The following is an 18,561-nucleotide window of genomic DNA, read 5'->3' as shown; positions in this document are numbered from 1 at the left end:
CAAAATACTTTCGAAACACTTTCGGATCGTCGCCTGATCAGCATCGGAAAGCCGGTCCAACCTCATGAATATCTTGCCTCCCCGGCGACGTTTCCGTAATGTCGCGAAAATGTATGAGGGCATTCCTCATTGCGTCATCAACCGCCTCTCCTCAAGTATGTCTGAAAATCCCACACCGACCGCAAACATGACCGCAACCGACGAGATCATGGCCGTGTTCGACAGCACCCCGGCCATGATCTGCGCCCTGGACGAGGAACAAAGCATCCTGTTCGCCAACCGGGCCATGCGCAACTTTCTGGGCATGAGCATCGAAGACTTGCGCCTCGGCCGGGCCTGCGGCGTGTTCGGATGCATCAGGGCTCAAGAACACCCGCGAGGGTGCGGATACGGCGAAAGCTGCACCACGTGCGAGGTGAACAACGCCATTCGGAACACGCTCCAAACCGGCGTTCCGTTTCAGGACATCGAATTCCGGACCACGTTGGTCAGTGGGGAGGGTCACCGGGACGTGGTCCTGCTGGCGGCCACGGCCAGGCTGACGGCGGACAACCGGAGCAGAGTCCTGCTGACCTTGTCCGACATTTCGGACCGGCACCGGATGGAACAAAACCTGCGCGAGACCCAGGAACGTTTTCAGACTCTGTTCCATACCAGCCCCAACCCGCTGATCCTGACCCGAATGAAAGACGGCGAGATCATAGAAATCAATGAGGCTTTCATGACGTTAAGCGGCTTCAGCCGTCACGAAATCCTGGGCAGAACCACGCTGGGACTGAATATTTGGGAACATCCCGAACAGCGAGACGTGTTCCTGGACTTGCTGCGAAAGAATGGAGCATGCTCCCACTTTGAAGCCACTTTTCGGATGAAAAACCAAAAGATGCTCACCGGACTGATGTTCGCCAGGATGATTCATTTTCATGGAGAGCCGCACATTTTTTCAGCGGTCCAGGACATCAGTGAACGGGTCGCGGCCCGCGAGCAGATCCAGTACCAGATCGACCTGCAGCACCTGCTTATGGACCTCTCCCTGCTCTTCCTGAACGTGCCCATGGATTTCCTGGACGAGGCCCTGCAGGAAGCCCTGGCCCGGGTAGGAGCGTTTTCCAAGACCGATCGCGTTTATATTTTCTCCTACGATTTTCAACAGCAAACCATGCGCAACACATATGAATGGTGCCCCCCGGGGGTTGAGCCGGAAATCAGCAACCTCCAAAGCGTCTCGTTCGACGAAGCCCCGAACCAGGTCAACCACCACCGATCCGGAGAGCCTTTCTACATCGACGACGTAAGCGCCATGTCCGAAGCTGACCCCTTGCGAAAGCATCTGGCGGACCAAGGCATCCTCTCCGTGCTCTCAGTGCCGTTGCTGGACGGACAGGAGTGCATCGGGTTCGTGGGTTTCGACTCGGTCCAGCGTCGAAGGGAATGGTCGGCCACGGAGATCAAGCTGTTCAAGGTCCTGGCGGAACTCCTGGTCAACGTCATCCGACGCAAACGTCGGGAGGAAGAGCTGAAGGCGGCCAGGTCCGAGGCGGAACGGGCCAATATCGCCAAAAGCCGCTTTTTGGCCACCATGAGTCATGAGATCCGTACGCCCATGAACGGTGTTGTGGGTATGACCGAACTGCTTCTGGATACGGAGTTGAACGAGGAACAGTCCAGGTACGCCCAGGTGATCCACTCCAGCGGCGAGGCCCTGCTTGGGCTGATCAACGACATCCTGGACTTTTCCAAAATCGAGGCGGACAAGCTGGAACTGGAAGTAGTGCCTTTTTCCCTCCCCGAGGTTCTGGACGCGACGGTGAACATGCTGGCCGTGACGGCACAGACGAAAGGCCTGCACCTCGCCTGGCAAAAACACGACGACGTGCCCATCGCCCTTGTGGGCGACCCCCTGCGCCTGCGCCAGATCCTGCTCAATCTATGTGGGAATGCCGTAAAATTTACGGAAACTGGAGAAGTGAAGATCGAGGTTGTTGTTGCGGAGGTTCACGGTTCACGGTTCAACGGTTCAACGGTTGGTGAAACGACGAACGGCGGTGTCGCCGTAGGGAGGAGAAATCTTACGCCCGGCGATATCGCGCCAACGGCAAAACCTTCCGACAACAACCCGGAGCCAACCGTGAACCGTGAACCCCATATGGTACATCTCCGCTTCAATGTTCACGACACGGGCCCGGGCATCCCCGCGGACAAACTCCAGCTCCTGTTTCAATGCTTCCAGCAGGTGGACGCGTCCACCACCCGGCAGTTCGGAGGCACCGGCCTTGGCTTGGCCATTTCCAAGCGTCTGGCGGAAATGATGGACGGGCAAATCGGCGTGGAAAGCGCCGAGGGACGGGGATCCTCCTTCTGGTTCACGGCTCGATTCGCTAAGCAGCCCGGCGCATGCGCCTCGGAAAGTCCGAGTCAAACCATGCTTCGGGAAGCACATCGGCCCGAACAAATGGAACAGCTTCCTCAAGTTCGGCTCGGCCTTCGCGTTTTGCTGGTGGAGGACAACCCGGTCAACCAACTCGTGACCCAGAAAATGTTACAGAAAATGGGCATTTTCGCGGATACGGCGAACAATGGCCAAAAAGCCGTGGCCGCCGTGAAAAAGCAGGTCTACGATCTGGTGTTCATGGATATCGAAATGCCGATCATGGACGGGCTGGAGGCGACGAGAAAAATAAGGAGTCAGGAGTCAGAAGCCGGAAGTCAGAGTTCCGGCCCTCAGGTCTCAGGTTTCAACCCTCAGCCCCCCCATCGGCGTACGCCGATCATCGCCCTGACCGCCCACGCCGTGCATGGAGACCGAGAGCGGTTCCTGGCCGCGGGGTTCGACGACTACCTGGCCAAACCACTGCGGTTCGAGGCCTTGCACGAAACCGTGATCCAATGGACGAAACCGGCAAACTCACCCGACGAGTCTCTTTCCAAGACCGCACCCTGCATAGAGTCAGGCATGAAGTCGACCACGGAAACCGACACTGTCTGCAACAAGCCGGAACTTCTGGGCCGGGTCATGGGGGATCACGATCTGGTTCATGACGTGCTCCGTTCTCTGGTTGACAACGGAGCCGCACGGATCTCGGCCATCAAGGCCCATCTGGCACGGGCCGACGCACGGGCCGTGAGCAACGAGGCCCATGGCCTGAAGGGCGCGGCCCTGAACTGCAGTTGCCCGTTCCTGGCCGAGACAGCCCGAAAAATGGAAGACGCGGGCCGCAACAACGACCTTGACGCACTTCGGGCCCTGTTTCCACGCTTGGAGCGGGATTTCGAGGCGGTGTGCGACCTGGTGACGCGGGCCGACGAGAAGGCCGCCTAGAGGCTGTCTACAGGATCACGATCAGCCTTCAGCTCCGCCCATACCCCCCGACCCGTTTTCAGCGGCCGTTGTTTCGGCTCCCTCGATCTTGGCCTTGGGCTTGCGTCGGCGGCGTTTCTTCCTGGCCGCCGCGACGGACGGATCGGCCTGGGCAGCCTGTGAGACCTGGACAACGGGCTTCTTCCGACGCTTGGGTTCGGCCTCGACATCGGGACGAGGCGGAGAGACGTTCATGGAGCGCTGGTACATCTCATCCAGGAGCAGGGCCAGCAGGGCCGCGGTATCCTCGCTCTCGGCGAACCTGGGGATGGTTGGAAGAAAGCGGGCGGCCCGCTCTTTTTGGGCCAGGGTCAAACGGCGTTGCATGTTTTCCAACAACACCGTGATCCGGTTCTCCAACGCGGGCAGAACGTCGGCCTCCTCCGGGGCGGGACGCTCCAGCATCTTGATCCCGAACCGGTTTGCGATCCGGCCCAGCTCGATCTTCTCCATGATGTCCACCAGGGTGATCACTGAACCCGAGGCACCGGCCCGACCGGTTCGTCCGGCCCTGTGGATATAGGACTCCGGATCCTCCGGGGCTTCGTACAAAAAGACATGGGACAACCCGGGGATGTCGATGCCCCGTCCGGCCACGTCCGTGGCCACCAGAAAACGCAGATTGCCGGAACGGATCCGGGCCAGGACTTCCTCGCGCTTGTTCTGGGTGAGATTGGAGGAAATATCCTCGGCGTCGAATCCGTACTGCTTGAGAATCGCCGCCACGAACTCCACGTTGTTTTTCGTGTTGCAGAAGATGATCGCCGAGGTGGGGTTTTCCATCTCCAGCAGGCGGATCAAGACCTTGTCCCGCTGCATGGGCGGAACCACGCAGAAGGAATGGTCGATTTCCGCGATATGCACCTGATCCCCGGACAGGCCGAGAAAGGCCGGCTCGCTCAGGAACTCCCGCCCCAGACGGATCACGCTTTCCGGGTAGGTGGCAGAAAACATGAAGGCGTCGTAGCCCGAGGACGGCAGGTAGCGTTGCAGCTCGCGCATATCCGGGTAGAAGCCCACGGAAAGCATCCGGTCCGCCTCGTCGAAAATCAGGGTGCGCAGGCGATCCAGGGTCAGGTTGCGGCCCAGCAGATGATCCAGAATCCGGCCCGGGGTGCCCACTACCAAATGCGCACCCTGGCGAAAGGCGTCCCGCTGGGCCTGATACCCCACGCCGCCGTACACCGGAACCACGTTCAACCCGCTCTCCCCGGCCAAAACCTTGGCCTCTTCGGCCACCTGCCGGGCCAGCTCCCGGGTGGGAGTCAGCACCAGGGCCTGACAATCCGGACGGGAAACGTCGATCCGCTCCAGCAGAGGCAGGATAAAGGCCCCGGTCTTGCCGCTTCCGGTCCGGGCCTGAACCATGACGTCCTGTCCGGCCAGCACGTATGGAATGGCCTTGGTCTGAACCAAAGTCAGGTCGGACCACCCGGCCCGGGCACAGCCCTCACGTAGCGTCTCGGGCAAACCGGCCAATTCGGCCTCGGGAAGTTCAGGATTCGGCCCGGCTATCTGGGATTGTTGGCTATTATTCGCTTCGGTCAATTGTTGCTCCTCATTTCTTTGAATTTACTGACAATTTCCGCAATTTCCCCACTCACCAATCCATGGTCGCTTTCCACGCGAAGGCCAGACGTTCCACGGACGCGACAAGCACCGGGGCGTCGGCGTTGGTGATGCGCAGTGTCGGGTTCTGGTCCACGTGGCCGATGCGAGCCAGGGTTTGGCCCGTGAACAGGGCTTCGAATTCCGATGCCTGATCCGGGGCCACGCAGACCAGCAGGCGACCGGAAGATTCGCTGTAGAGCAGGGTTGTCACGGGCAGGTCGTGGGGGCAGGTCGGAACCGGGGCCAGATCGATCCGCGCACCCAGGCGTCCGCCGATGGCCATTTCCGCCAGGGCCGCCCCCAGGCCGCCATCGGAGAGATCGTGGGCCGCCCGGACCAGGCCGGAGCGGATGGCTTTGTGCAGGGTATGGTAGCGTCGGCGATTGGCCAGGGCGTCCACCTGGGGGACCAATCCCGTAGCTGGTCCGCCAGCCACTCCAAGCTTGTCGGCCAGCTCGTCGGCCAGCTCGGAACCGCCCAGTTCCGAGCGGGTCACGCCCAACAGATAGATCAGATCTCCAGACTGCTTGAAGTCCGAAGACACGCAGGCCCGGACATCCTCCACCACGCCCACCAGGCTGAAAAGCACGGTGGGCGGGACGGAAATTTTCACCCCGCCCACGGAGTAGTCGTTCTTCATGGAATCCTTGCCCGAAACGCAGGGCACGCCGTAAGCCAGGCAATAATGAGCCAGGGCCTGGTTGGCCCGGACCAGTTGGGCCAGCTTGTGGCGACCGTCCGGGGTCTTTTCGGACTGTACCGGGTCACACCAACAAAAGTTGTCCACCCCGGCCATCCGCGCCGGGTCCGCGCCCACGGCCACGGCGTTGCGCACGGCCTCGTCCACGGCATTGGCGGTCATCCAGTAGGTGTCCAGATCGCTGAACTTGGGACAAATCCCGTGAGAGACCACCAAACCCTGGTGAGAATCCAACAGCGGACGGATCACCGCCGCGTCCGTGGGCCCGTCGGCCCGAGCGCCCATCAAGGGCTTGATCACGCTGCCGCCCTGGACCTCGTGGTCGTACTGGCGGATGACGTACTCCTTGCTGCACACGTTCAGCCTTCCGAGAATCCGCTCCAATAATTCGCCATGGTCGATGTCGCCGCCGGGTTCGATCCGGACGTCATGCTGCTCCGGCGGCGTCCAAACGGCCTCCAGGCGCATCTGGGGCGTGCCGTTGTGCAGGAAATCCATCTCCAGGCTGCCCACCACCCGGTCGCCGAAACGGATGTGGAACAACCCGCTGTCGGTGAACGTTCCCAGGGCCGTTGCCTCCACGTCCATGCGCCGGGCCAGGGCCAGGAAGGCGTCCAGTTCCTCCGGGGCCACGGCGGCGGTCATCCGTTCCTGGGCCTCGGAGAGCAGGATTTCCCAGGGCGTCAGTCCGTCGTATTTCAGGGGGGCCAGGCTGAGGTCCAGATCGCAACCGCCGCTGTCCTGGGCCATCTCCCCCACCGAGGAACTCAAGCCCCCGGCGCCGTTGTCCGTGATGGCCCGGTACAGGCCCCGGTCCCGGGCGGTCATCAGAAAGTCGTACATCTTGCGCTGGGTGATGGGGTCGCCGATCTGCACCGCGGTGGCCGGGGAGTCCTCGTGCAGCTCCTCGGAGGAAAAGGTGGCCCCGTGGATGCCGTCCTTGCCGATCCGCCCGCCGATCATCACGATCACGTCTCCGGGCCGAACCTCCTTCTCATGGCTGGGCCGCCCGGCGACCACGGACGGCATGATCCCCACGGTCCCGCAAAAGATCAACGGCTTGCCCAGGAACCGCTCGTGAAAGACCAGGGAGCCGTTGACCGTGGGAATGCCGGACTTGTTCCCGCCGTGCTCCACGCCCTCGCGCACGCCCTCCAGCACCCGGCGGGGATGGAGCAGCCGAGGGGGCAGGGGCTGATCGTAAAAGGGCGAGCCCAGGCAGAAGACATCGGTATTGCAGAGCAGGTTCGCGCCCAGGCCCGTGCCCATGGGGTCGCGGTTCACGCCAACGATCCCGGTCAGGGCCCCGCCGTAGGGGTCCAGGGCCGAAGGGCTGTTGTGGGTTTCCACCTTCACGCAGATGTTGTGACCCTGGTCGAACCGGATCACCCCGGCGTTGTCCTTGAACACGGACAGGCAGAAGTCGTCCGCGCCCATGCGTCGACGCAGCAAGGCCGTGGGGTTCTGGATAAAGGTCTTGTACAGGCTGTTGATGGTTTTCGAAGCGCCCCCGGCCATCCGGGAACCGTCCGGATTCGTGATCCGGTAGTCGATTCGGGCGTTGAAAATCTTGTGCTTGCAGTGCTCGGACCAGGTCTGGGCCAGGGCTTCCAGTTCCACGTCAGTAGGGGATTCCGGCAACCCCTGGGCTGCGCGGGCCGCGCGGATATCCGACCGCTCGTAATAGCCGCGGATGGCCTGCATTTCCTCCAGACTGAGGGCCAGGACGCCCTTGCGGCTGATCTCCAGCAATTCCGCGTCGCTGAGGCCGGAAAGTGGAATGGATTGGACCGCGTCGCTGGGCCGACCGATCACCTGGGCGGCCCGGGCCGGGAAGCCGGGTTCAGCTTGCCACTGAGCCAAGCTCTTCAGGTCGAAGCGTTGAATCAGTTCGTTGGCCAGCAAGTCCGTGGCGATGCGCCGGGCGTCGGATTCGTCGAGCCTTCCGGAAAGCAGATACCGGGTGGAGGTGTACACGGCGAAATCCTTAGGCCGGGGCGTGGGCAACCCCAGGACCATGGCCACGCTCTGGCCCGCGGTTCGGCCTTCGTTGTCCGTCACCCCGGGCCGGAACCCCACTTCCAGGGTCCAGGCGAATCCGGTTTCCGGAACAGGCAAGGGCTCCAGGGAAGCTTGATGCAAGATGGGGTCATGGAGCACATGGCGCTCCAAGACCAGACGGATCCGGGTTTCGTCCAGTCCGACCACGGTATAAACCTTGATGGTCCGGACATCGCCCACGGCCAAGCCCAACTCCTGCGAAATCTTCCGGCTGACCCGGTTTCCGAGGGTATCCGTCACATGGGGCCGCAGGCCCACTTCCACCCGCCACAACATAGGCGCTCCTGTAGTCTTCGGGTTCACGGTTCAGGGTTCACGGTTCATTGTCTCCCACGGTGGAACGTGAGAAAAAGAAAGAAGGCAAGGACGTTTGGGATAGGTTTCCAGGCGGAAAGACTGCGAAGCGCCAAGTTAAGGCATTCGGCTCGGGCTGAAAAAAAGCGGCGTCGGATAAGGCGGCGACCATTTCGGATTGGCTCCCAGCCGCAAAGCCGGGATTATTTTTCGCGGTGAAGAGTGTGCTGAAGCGCTTCCAGAAGAGCGATGCGTTCCGGACATTCCGGCAGGGAGGAAAGCGCCTTTTCGGCCAAAGCGACGTACCAGGCTGCCCGGGCGCGGGTCTCTTCCACGCAGCCGGCGTTGCGCACCGCCTGAACGACCCGACCATGGCGGGCCGTGTCCTGAACGGAGAGAGCGCCGGGATCGGCCGCCGCGCCCAGGGCTCGCACCCAAGTCAGAATTTCTAGGCGCTCGGCCTCGGGCAAGGTTTCCAGGTAACAAATCAGGGGCAGTGTCAGCTTGCCTTCCCGCAAATCATTGCCCACGGGCTTCCCGGCCACCTCGGCCGTGGTCGAGTAATCCAGAGCGTCGTCCGTGAGCTGGAAGGCGATACCCAGGTTGATGCCGTAGTCCAGAGCGGCCTGGGCCGCTTGCTCGTCCCCGCCGGCCGCCAAGGCCCCGCAATGACAGGCCGCCTGAATCAGATAGGCCGTCTTGCCGGTGATGATCTCCAGGTAGTGCTCCTGGGACAGGGTGGGCCGCTTGATCCACTCCAGTTCCTGAATCTCTCCGGAAGCCGTACGCATGATGGCTTCGGCCACTCTCCAGCTCAACCGGGCGTCGCCGTACTCGGCCACGAGCCTGTTGGCCAGGGCCAGCAGCACGTCCCCGGCCAGGATGGTTTCGGTCTTGCCGTAGACGAGATGGGCCGTGGTCCGGCCGCGGCGCAGGTCGCTGGCGTCCAGGATGTCGTCGTGCAGCAACGTGGCCGAGTGCAGAAACTCCATGGAACAGGCCAGAGGATAAATGTCCGATCCGCCTGAAGGAGAATATGGAAAAGAAGAAGGCGCGGACGAAATGCGTTCACCCGTGTCGCGAGCAACGCACCGGAAAAAAAGAATGGTCAGCAAAGGCCGCAACCGCTTTCCCCCGGCCATGAGCACATGCTCGGCCACGGCACGGACCAATTCCGGCAATTCCCGGGTCTCCCGGGCCAAATGATCGTTGATGATCGGTAATTCGTCTTGAAGCAGGCCTTGAAGAACGTGCATCCGGCTTCTGTTATCCGCTTCCCTTGCCCAAGGCAAGGATTTTTCTCCCGGCCACGGGGCTGGACGGTTGCGGCCCGCCGTCGTCCGTTTTTTCGGACAATGCGATATTCCGGACTGGATTTTTTATTACGAGACGTCTAAGATGAAATCTTGCTTTTGTTCCTTCTTGGACGCAGTCCGTCACGTCCACTTTTTCAGACGTACACCTCGCCCTTTCCCCCTTTCACCTGAAATCGCCTGCGTCTTTTTTTCCAAACTGATGCACTGGGCGACACGTTATGTCTTCGGCACGCTTTTTGGTAGGGCCAGGCAAACGAATATTTGGACCCGGCACTGGTCCCTCTCAATGCTACCCATTTCACGGAGGTTGTTTCATGGCTAAAAAAATGATGAGCGTCGACGGCAATACCGCCACTTCCTACGTAGCCTACGCCATGAGCGAGGTTGCGGCCATTTACCCCATCACCCCGTCCTCGACCATGGGCGAGGTCTGTGACGACTGGGCGGCCGTGGGCCGCAAGAATGCCTGGGGACAGGTGCTCTCCATCCGGGAAATGCAATCCGAGGCCGGCGCCGCCGGCGCGGTACACGGCTCTCTGGCCGCCGGCGCGTTGACCACGACGTTCACCGCTTCCCAGGGTCTGTTGTTGATGATCCCGAACATGTTCAAGATTTCCGGCGAGCTGCTGCCAGGCGTGTTCCACGTCTCGGCCCGGGCCGTTGCCGCCCACGCCCTGTCCATTTTCGGCGACCACCAGGATATCTACTCCACCCGACAGACCGGTTTCGCCATGCTGGCCTCCAATTCCGTTCAGGAAACCCACGACATGGCCCTGATCGCACATTTGTGCGCCATTGAATCCTCGGTCCCGTTCATGCATTTTTTTGATGGTTTCCGGACCTCTCATGAAATCCAGAAGATCGAAGTGGAAAATTATGAGGACATGCGCGCGCTGATCAATACGGAAGCCTTGGCCAAGTACCGCACCCGGGCCATGAATCCGGAGCATCCCCACATTCGCGGCACGGCTCAGAATCCCGACATCTACTTTCAGGGCCGGGAAGCCTCCAACCCCTTCTACCAAAAGGTGCCGTCAATTGTTGCCGCATACATGGAAAAAGTCGGCAAGCTGACCGGTCGCAACTATAAGCTCTTCGACTATGTGGGCGCACCGGATGCTGACCGGGTGATCATCGCCATGGGCAGCGGTTGCGAAACCATTGAGGAAGTCATCAACCACCTCCTGGCCAAAGGTGAAAAAGTCGGCCTGATCAAGGTTCGCCTGTATCGCCCCTTTGCCCCGGACGCCCTGTTCGACGTCCTTCCGGCCACGGTCAAGACCGTGACCGTCCTGGACCGGACCAAGGAGCCCGGCGCCCTGGGCGATCCGCTATACCTGGATGTCTGCACCGCGGCCCTGGAGCGCGGCCTGACCGGCGTGAAGTTCCTGGGCGGCCGCTACGGACTTGGCTCCAAGGAGTTCAGCCCCGGAATGGCCGCGGCGGTTTACCAGAACATGGCCCAAGCCCAACCCAAAAACCATTTTGTCGTAGGTATTGAAGACGACGTCACCAACAGCTCCCTGCCGCTGGATCCGTCCTTCCCGGACGTCACCCCGGTCGGCACCATCCAGTGCAAGTTCTGGGGGTTGGGCGCGGATGGTACGGTTGGAGCGAACAAGCAGGCCATCAAGATCATCGGTGATGCCACGGATATGTTCGTGCAGGCCTACTTTGCCTACGACTCCAAGAAGTCCGGCGGAATCACCATTTCCCACCTGCGTTTCGGCAAATCCCCCATTCAGTCCACCTATTTGATCACCCAGGCCGACTACGTGGCATGCCACAATTCAGCCTATGTCACCCAGTACGATCTGCTGGAAGGCGCCAAGCCCGGCGGAACCTTCGTGCTCAACGCCCCCTGGTCTCAGAACGAACTGGAGACCCATCTCCCGGATTCCCTGAAGCGGGATATCGCCACCAAGAAGATGAAATTCTATACCATCGATGCGGTGAAGATCGCCCAGGAGGTCGGGCTCGGCGGTCGGATCAACATGATCATGCAGACCGTCTTCTTCAAGCTCGCCAACGTGGTGCCCTTCGAGCAGGCCGTGGCCATGCTCAAGGACTCCATCAAAAAGGCCTACGGCGCCAAGGGCGACAAGATCGTGAACATGAACACCGCCGCCGTGGACAAGGCCACCGAGGCTCTGCACTCGGTTGACTACCCCGCCTCCTGGGCCGATCTCTCCGGAAAGGCCGCAACCCCTGGTCAGGTGCCGGAGTTCGTTTCCAAGGTGATGCGTCCCATGTTGGCTCAGCAGGGCGACAAGCTGCCCGTATCCTGCTTCACCCCGGACGGGATTTTCCCCACCGGCACGTCCCAGTATGAGAAACGCGGCGTGGCGATCATGGTTCCGGAATGGATCGCCGAGAACTGCATCCAGTGCAACCAGTGCGCCTTCGTTTGCCCGCACTCCGCCCTGCTGCCGGTCCTGGCCATGGACGACGAGCTGGCCGGAGCCCCTGCCTCCTTCGACGTGGTCGAGGCCAAGGGCAAGGAACTCAAGGGCATGAAGTACCGCGTCCAGGTGGACACTCTGGACTGCATGGGCTGCGGCAACTGCGCGGACATCTGCCCGTCCAAGGAAAAGGCCCTGGTCATGAAACCCCTGGCCACCCAGACCCCGGCCCAGGTCCCCAACTACGACTTCGCCGTCACGGTACCCTTCAAGGACACCGTCATGAGCCGGACCTCGGTCAAGGGCAGCCAGTTCCAGAAGTCCCTGATGGAATTCTCCGGAGCCTGCTCGGGCTGCGGCGAAACCCCCTACGTCAAGGTCATGACCCAGCTCTTCGGCGAGCGGATGGTCATTGCCAACGCCACGGGTTGCTCCTCCATCTGGGGCGCCTCGGCTCCCTCTACGCCGTACACCGTGAACAAGGACGGCCACGGCCCGGTCTGGGGCAACTCCCTGTTCGAGGACTGCGCGGAATTCGGTTTCGGCATCGGCCTGGGCATCCGCCACCGCCGGGACCGTCTGGCCCAGTTGATGGAAGCCTCCCTGAATAACGGCGTTGACGGCGAACTGGCTTCGGCCATGCGTTCCTGGCTGGCCGGCAAGGACGATCCCGCCGCCTCCCGGGCCGCCGGCGACAAGCTCAAGGCTCTGCTGGTCGACAACTCTGATCCGAAACTGGCTGAAATCAAGGCCTGCGCCGACCTGTTCACCAAGAAGTCCGTCTGGTCCTTCGGCGGCGACGGCTGGGCCTACGACATCGGCTTCGGCGGCCTGGACCACGTCTTGGCCTCGGGCGAGGACATCAACATCCTGGTCATGGACACCGAAGTCTACTCCAACACCGGCGGCCAGTCCTCCAAGGCCACGCCCACCGGGGCCATCGCCAAGTTCGCCGCGGCCGGCAAGCAGATCCGCAAGAAGGACCTGGCCCGGATGCTGATGACCTACGGCTACGTCTACGTCGCCGCCGTGGGCATGGGCGCGAACAAGAACCAGTTCCTCAAGGCCCTGACCGAGGCCGAGAGCTACAAGGGACCGTCGATCATCATCGCCTACGCCCCCTGCATCAACCAAGGGCTGAAGAAGGGCATGGGCAAGACCCAGGAGCAGACACAGAAGGCCGTGGAATCCGGCTACTGGCCCCTGTTCCGCTACGACCCCCGTCGGGCCCTGCGCGGCGAAAACCCGCTGGTCATCGACTCCAAGGCCCCGGACGGCACCATCCAGGACTTCCTGCTGACCGAAAACCGCTTCGCGGCCCTGGCCAAGTCCAACCCCGAAGACGCCAAGAAGCTGCGCGAGGCCGTGGACCACGAGGTCAACGAGCGTTGGCGGATCCTGAACCTGATGGCCGAGGCCAACCCCTACAGCGAAACCGATGTCGCCCCGCTGCCGGCCTGCGTGCTCACGGACACCGCGGAACACACCACCCCGGACACGAACATCGAACCCTGCGACTCCGGGCGGGGAGAGTAACACCCGTCAAACAATCGCCTCACTGAGCCTTAGAGGCGCTTCTTCAACAAACAAGAACGCCGGGTCCATTTTTTATGGACCCGGCGTTCTTGTTGTCCTCAGTCTTCTGGCTGCATGTTCCGCCCGATTCGAGTCGGCCTTTCCGTTTTTTCAGACACATCCTCTTTTTCGGACATTCTCGCATCCGATTGCGAATCATGCCGGGCGACTTGTCCGGAGCAGTGCTTTCGAGTAACAACGCTGATCAGGAGTAAATCCGACGAGGGAACTCAGAATACGATAGGGGCACGGCATACGGGGCCAACGAGGTCTCCTGCCTCATGTCGGGACAAGGCGTCTTTTTTTCCGGACTCGAACTCGGCCCGCGAAGGAACATATTATTCGCGAACCATCTGGTTTTACTCGTTCTTCCGTCGCCATCCAGCGACACAATTCAGGCACGTTTTTTGATAAGAGGACTGCGAACATGTCGCGGTTTTCTTCGGCCGAGGCTGGTCCCGCCCCGATCCGTCACCATGTTCGGGCGAAGAGATGGGCTGAAGGCCGATGTATATGGTGGAAGGCTTGCAGCCCTGGTTGTTGGATTAACTTATTTCAAGGAGGAGTTGAAACATGTCCATTGGAGTCCTGGCACTTATCGCCGCATTACCCATTGCCCTGGCCCTGGTGCTGATGGTCGGCTTTCGCTGGCCGGCCACCAAGGCCATGCCGCTGGCTTGGTTGGTCACCGCCGTGGCCGGCGTCGCCGTCTGGAGCCTTCCGGTCGGCTACGTCGCCGCACTGTCCATTCAAGGCGTGATCACGGCCATCGGCATTTTGATCATTGTTTTCGGTGCAATTTTAATTCTGCATACCCTGCGCGATTCCGGCGGCATGGAAACCATCCAGTGCGGAATGCAGAGCATTTCTCCGGACATGCGCGTACAGGCCATCATCATCGGCTACCTGTTCGCGGCCTTTATTGAAGGCGCGGCGGGCTTCGGCACCCCCGCGGCCCTGGCCGCACCGCTGCTCCTGGCCCTGGGCTTCCCGCCCCTGGCCGCGGCGGTCATCTGCCTGGTCTTCAACTCCTTCCCCGTCACCTTCGGCGCGGTGGGCACGCCGGTAATCATCGGCCTGACCTTCCTGCGCGACCTGGTGGGCGACGCCGTGGCCAGCGGGGCCGTGGGCGTGAACTTCACCAGCTATGAGTCCTTCGGCATGCTCATCGGCCAGTGGGCCACCCTGATGCACCTGCCGATGATCTTCATCCTGCCCATCTTCATGCTCGGCTTCATCTCCCGCTTCTTCGGCCCGAACCGCTCCTGGTCCGAAGGCTTCGGCGCCTGGAAATTCTGCGTCTTCGCCGCTGTGGCCTTCACCGTCCCCTACCTGATCTTCGCCTGGTTCCTGGGTCCGGAATTCCCGTCCCTGATCGGCGGTCTGGTCGGCCTGGGCGTGGTGGTCTGGGGCGCCAAGCGCGGCATCGCCGTGCCCAAGGACACCTGGACCTTCGGTTCCCAGAAGAACTGGGATCCGGAATGGACCGGCACGGTCAGCACCGCTGCCGAAGGCTGCAAGTTCGAAGCCCGGATGAGCCAGTTCAAGGCCTGGATGCCCTACGTGCTCATCGGCATCATCCTGGTGCTCACCCGGATCAACGAGCTGGGACTCAAGGCCTGGCTCTCCTCCAAAAGCATCGCCTGGACCGGCATCCTGGGCTATGAATCCGTCAGCGGTTCCATCGCCTACCTCTACCTGCCCGGCACCATTCCGTTCATGCTCGTGGCCATCCTGACCATCTTCATCCACGGCATGCCCGGCGACAAGGTCAAGACCGCCTGGGTGGATTCCATCAAGAAGATGAAAAACCCGGCCATCGCCCTGTTCTTCGCCGTGGGTCTGGTCTCCATCTTCCGCGGGTCCGGCATCGGCGATCTGGCCCTGAACCCCAACGCCTACCCCTCCATGCCTCTGGCCATGGCCAGTGCATTGTCTGAATTGGTGGGCCAAGGCTGGCCGATGTTCGCCTCCTTCGTCGGCGGCCTGGGAGCCTTCATCACCGGTTCGAACACGGTGTCCAACCTGCTCTTTGCCGAGTTCCAGTGGGGCATGGCCACTCAGCTTGATCTGCCCCGCCAGATCATCGTCGCGGCCCAGGCCGTGGGCGGCGGCATGGGCAACATGGTCTGCATCCACAACATCGTGGCCGTGTGCGCCGTGGTCGGCCTGTCCGGACAGGAAGGCGCCATCCTGCGCAAGACCTTCTGGCCCTTCCTGCTCTACGGAGTGGTCGTGGGCTTGATGGTCATCCTGCTGCTGAACATCCTGCCGGCCAACCTCTTCTAAACCTGCATCCCTCCCCGGGCGGACCAACGTCCGCCCGGGGAACCTCCGCCAGATTGGCTCAAGGCTCGTTTCAAGGCTTGATGGGCACGGCTCATGCCCCAAAACTTTTCGTGAGCAGTGACCATTGAAACTTGAACCCCACGCAAAGGAGATTTGCAATGATCAGAGATGCGTTAAAGAATGAATTCCAGCGGATCGTCGGCAAGGACAACGTGATGACCGAGCCTGCCGAATTGCACGCCTATTCCTACGATTCCGCGGTCCTGGATCAGACCCAACCGGCCATCGTGGTCCGCCCGGAGAATTCCGAAAGCCTGGGTCAGGTGGTCAGGCTGTGCAACGAGAACGGCCTGAAGCTGACTGTGCGCGGAGCCGGGACCAACCTGTCCGGCGGAACCATCCCCCACCCCGGCGGCGTGGTCTGCCTGACCACTGCGCTGGATAAAGTCCTGGAGATCAACGAGGAAGATCTCTACGCCGTGGTCCAGCCCGGCGTGGTCACGGCCAAGTTCGCGGCCCAGGTGGCCGCCAAGGGCCTGCTTTACCCGCCGGACCCCGGCTCCCAGGCCGTCTCCACCCTGGGCGGCAACGTGGCCGAGAACGCCGGGGGCCTGCGCGCCCTGAAGTACGGCGTGACCAAGGACTATGTCATGGGCGTGGACTTTTTCGACGTCAACGGCGAGCTGATTCGCTCCGGGGGAAAGACCGTGAAATGCGTCACCGGTTATAATCTGGCCGGACTGATGATTGCATCGGAAGGCACTCTGGGCGTATTCGAAAAGCTGACTCTGAAGCTGGTTCCGCCGCCTGCCGCCTACAAGGCCATGATGGCCGTATTCCCGGACGTGATGGACGCGTCCCGGGCCGTGGCCGCAATTATTGCCAACAAGATCGTTCCGGCCACCTTGGAATTCATGGACAACTTCACCATCCGCACCGTGGAGAACTTCCGCAAGGCCGGCCTGCCCGTGGATGCCGCGGCCATGCTGCTCATCGAGGTGGACGGCCACCCGGCCCAGGTGGAGGACGACGCGGCCAAGGTAGAATCCATCTGCAAGGACAACAAGGCCATCAGCGTCCGCGTGGCCAAGGATGACGCCGAGCGCAACGCGGTCTGGCAAGCCCGCCGCGACGCTCTTCCGGCTCTGGCCCGGGTCAAACCGACCACGGTCCTGGAAGACGCCACCGTACCCCGCTCCAAAATTCCAGCCATGATGCAGGCCCTGGACAAGATCGCCAAGAAGTACGACCTGACCATCGGCACCTTCGGCCACGCCGGGGACGGCAACCTGCACCCGACCATCCTCACGGACAAGCGCGACCAGAAGGAATGGCACAGAGTTGAAGCGGCCATCGACGCCATCTTCGAGGAAGCCCTGGCCCTGGGCGGCACCTTGTCCGGCGAGCACGGCATCGGTCTGGCCAAATCCAAATACCTGAAAAACGAATACGGCGTAGGGGCCATCAACTACTCCCGCAGGATGAAGAGCGTGCTCGACCCCAACAACATCCTCAACCCGGGCAAAATCCTCGGCCCCTTGCTCGCCTAATCGGAGGACATTATGGCCGACATTAAAAAACTCGTATCCATGCTTAAGGAGCTGGACGACCTGCTCACCGGCTGCATGCGCTGCGGCATGTGCCAGGCCCAGTGCCCGGTCTTCGCCCAGACCGGCCGGGAAACCGACGTCACCCGCGGCAAATTAGCTTTGCTCTCCGGTTTGTCCGAGGAAATCCTCAAGGACCCGGAAGAGGTCAATGAAAAGCTCCAGCGCTGCCTGCTCTGCGGCACCTGCGAGGCCAACTGTCCCTCCGGGGTCAAGGTCACGGACATCTTTCTGCGCGCCCGGGCGATTCTCACCGGCTACCTGGGCTTGCCGCCCACTCAGCGCCTGATCTTCCGTCGGTTGCTGACCAACCCGAAACTGATGAACAACCTGCTCTCCCTGGGGTCGTCCTTGCAGGGCCTGTTCACCAAGGATGCGGACAGCGTCATCGGAACGTCCTGCGCCCGGTTCAACGCCCCGTTGATCGCGGACCGGCATTTCAAGAAGCTGGCTTCGAAGTCACTCCATTCCCAGACTCCCCACAAGGACACCCCTCCGGGAAAGTCCGGTCTGCGTGTGGCCTTTTTTCCAGGCTGCGTCACGGACAAGGTTTTTCCCCAGGTGGGCCAGGCCGTGCTGAAGGTCATGGAGCACCATCAGGTCGGGGTGTTCATGCCGCCCAATCAGGCCTGTTGCGGCATCCCGGCCCTGTCCAGCGGCGAAACCGAGGTCTTCGACAACCTGGTCCGCCAGAACCTGGACCTGTTCGCCAAAGGTAAATGGGACTACCTGATCACCCCCTGCGCCACCTGCACGGCCACCATTCATGAGCTTTGGCCCAAATACTACGGGGACAAGATGGACGCGGTCCGGGTCAAGGACCTCGCAGACAAGGTCATGGACGTCAGCCAGTTTCTTACCGACGTCCTGAAGGTCGCTCCGAAAGAAGCCGTAAGCCCGACCAAGGTGGCCTACCACGATCCCTGTCACCTGCGGAACACGTTGAAGATCACGGCCCAACCGCGCCAAATCCTGGCCGCCGGAGGTAAATACGCCGCTGCAGAGCTGCCCGGAGGCCCCTCCTGCTGCGGGTCCGGCGGCAGCTTCAACATCAAGCACTACAAGCTGTCCGACGTCATCGGGCGCAAAAAAGCCGAAAGCATCGCCGCCACCGGCGCCAAGATCGCTGCCACCAGTTGCCCGGCCTGCATGCTCCAGATTTCGGACATGCTGTCCAAGTCCGGACATTCGATTCCCGTAAAGCACGTGGTGGAATTGTACGCGGAAACGTTGTAACGGGTAGGGGCGAATTTGTTCTCATTTCCTAGTGGGTATTCGGATCGGTATCGAAATCGAAATCGTGATCGAAATCGATTTCTGATACATTTCCGATTTCGATAGCGATTCC

General features: G+C 61.4%; 8 protein-coding genes. 5 read left to right on the top strand and 3 right to left on the bottom strand.

Annotation, left to right across the window (positions count from 1 at the left end):
* Positions 1-187 precede the first annotated feature (187 nt).
* Positions 188-3,319 (top strand): ATP-binding protein, encoded by a 3,132-nt coding sequence (locus AC559A_RS10840; protein WP_498817933.1) that lies wholly within the window; start codon positions 188-190, stop codon positions 3,317-3,319.
* Between the two features lie 21 nt (positions 3,320-3,340).
* Here AC559A_RS10840 and AC559A_RS10835 read toward each other — a convergent pair whose 3' ends face one another.
* From AC559A_RS10835 to AC559A_RS10825, 3 genes are all read right to left on the bottom strand, one after another.
* Positions 3,341-4,906, bottom strand: a complete 1,566-nt coding sequence (locus AC559A_RS10835; RefSeq protein WP_498817932.1) for a DEAD/DEAH box helicase — start codon at positions 4,904-4,906, stop codon at positions 3,341-3,343.
* 52 nt (positions 4,907-4,958) lie between these two features.
* Entirely contained in the window at positions 4,959-8,006 is a 3,048-nt protein-coding gene (locus AC559A_RS10830) for an AIR synthase-related protein (RefSeq protein ID WP_498817931.1), read from the bottom strand.
* A 221-nt stretch (positions 8,007-8,227) separates the two neighbouring features.
* The gene (locus AC559A_RS10825; protein WP_498817930.1) at positions 8,228-9,280 is read right to left on the bottom strand and encodes a polyprenyl synthetase family protein; all 1,053 of its coding nucleotides are present in this window, start codon (positions 9,278-9,280) and stop codon (positions 8,228-8,230) included.
* A 374-nt stretch (positions 9,281-9,654) separates the two neighbouring features.
* Here AC559A_RS10825 and nifJ point away from each other — a divergent pair, with 374 nt between their 5' ends.
* The 4 genes from nifJ (at position 9,655) to AC559A_RS10805 (ending at position 18,449) form a co-directional block, all read left to right on the top strand.
* Complete coding sequence (nifJ, locus tag AC559A_RS10820; protein WP_498817929.1) at positions 9,655-13,278, top strand: pyruvate:ferredoxin (flavodoxin) oxidoreductase; 3,624 nt, start codon at positions 9,655-9,657, stop codon at positions 13,276-13,278.
* A 612-nt stretch (positions 13,279-13,890) separates the two neighbouring features.
* Complete coding sequence (locus tag AC559A_RS10815) at positions 13,891-15,606, top strand: L-lactate permease (RefSeq protein WP_028571025.1); 1,716 nt, start codon at positions 13,891-13,893, stop codon at positions 15,604-15,606.
* Between the two features lie 158 nt (positions 15,607-15,764).
* Complete coding sequence (locus AC559A_RS10810) at positions 15,765-17,156, top strand: FAD-binding oxidoreductase (RefSeq protein WP_028571024.1); 1,392 nt, start codon at positions 15,765-15,767, stop codon at positions 17,154-17,156.
* A 12-nt stretch (positions 17,157-17,168) separates the two neighbouring features.
* The gene (locus AC559A_RS10805; RefSeq protein ID WP_498817928.1) at positions 17,169-18,449 is read left to right on the top strand and encodes a (Fe-S)-binding protein; all 1,281 of its coding nucleotides are present in this window, start codon (positions 17,169-17,171) and stop codon (positions 18,447-18,449) included.
* The last annotated feature ends 112 nt before the right edge of the window (positions 18,450-18,561 follow it).

It is taken from the genome of Desulfonatronum zhilinae (genome assembly GCF_900182865.1).
GTDB lineage: Bacteria > Desulfobacterota > Desulfovibrionia > Desulfovibrionales > Desulfonatronaceae > Desulfonatronum > Desulfonatronum lacustre.
Note: the sequence above shows the minus strand (reverse complement) of the source record. Positions and strands in the feature narration are given on the sequence as shown.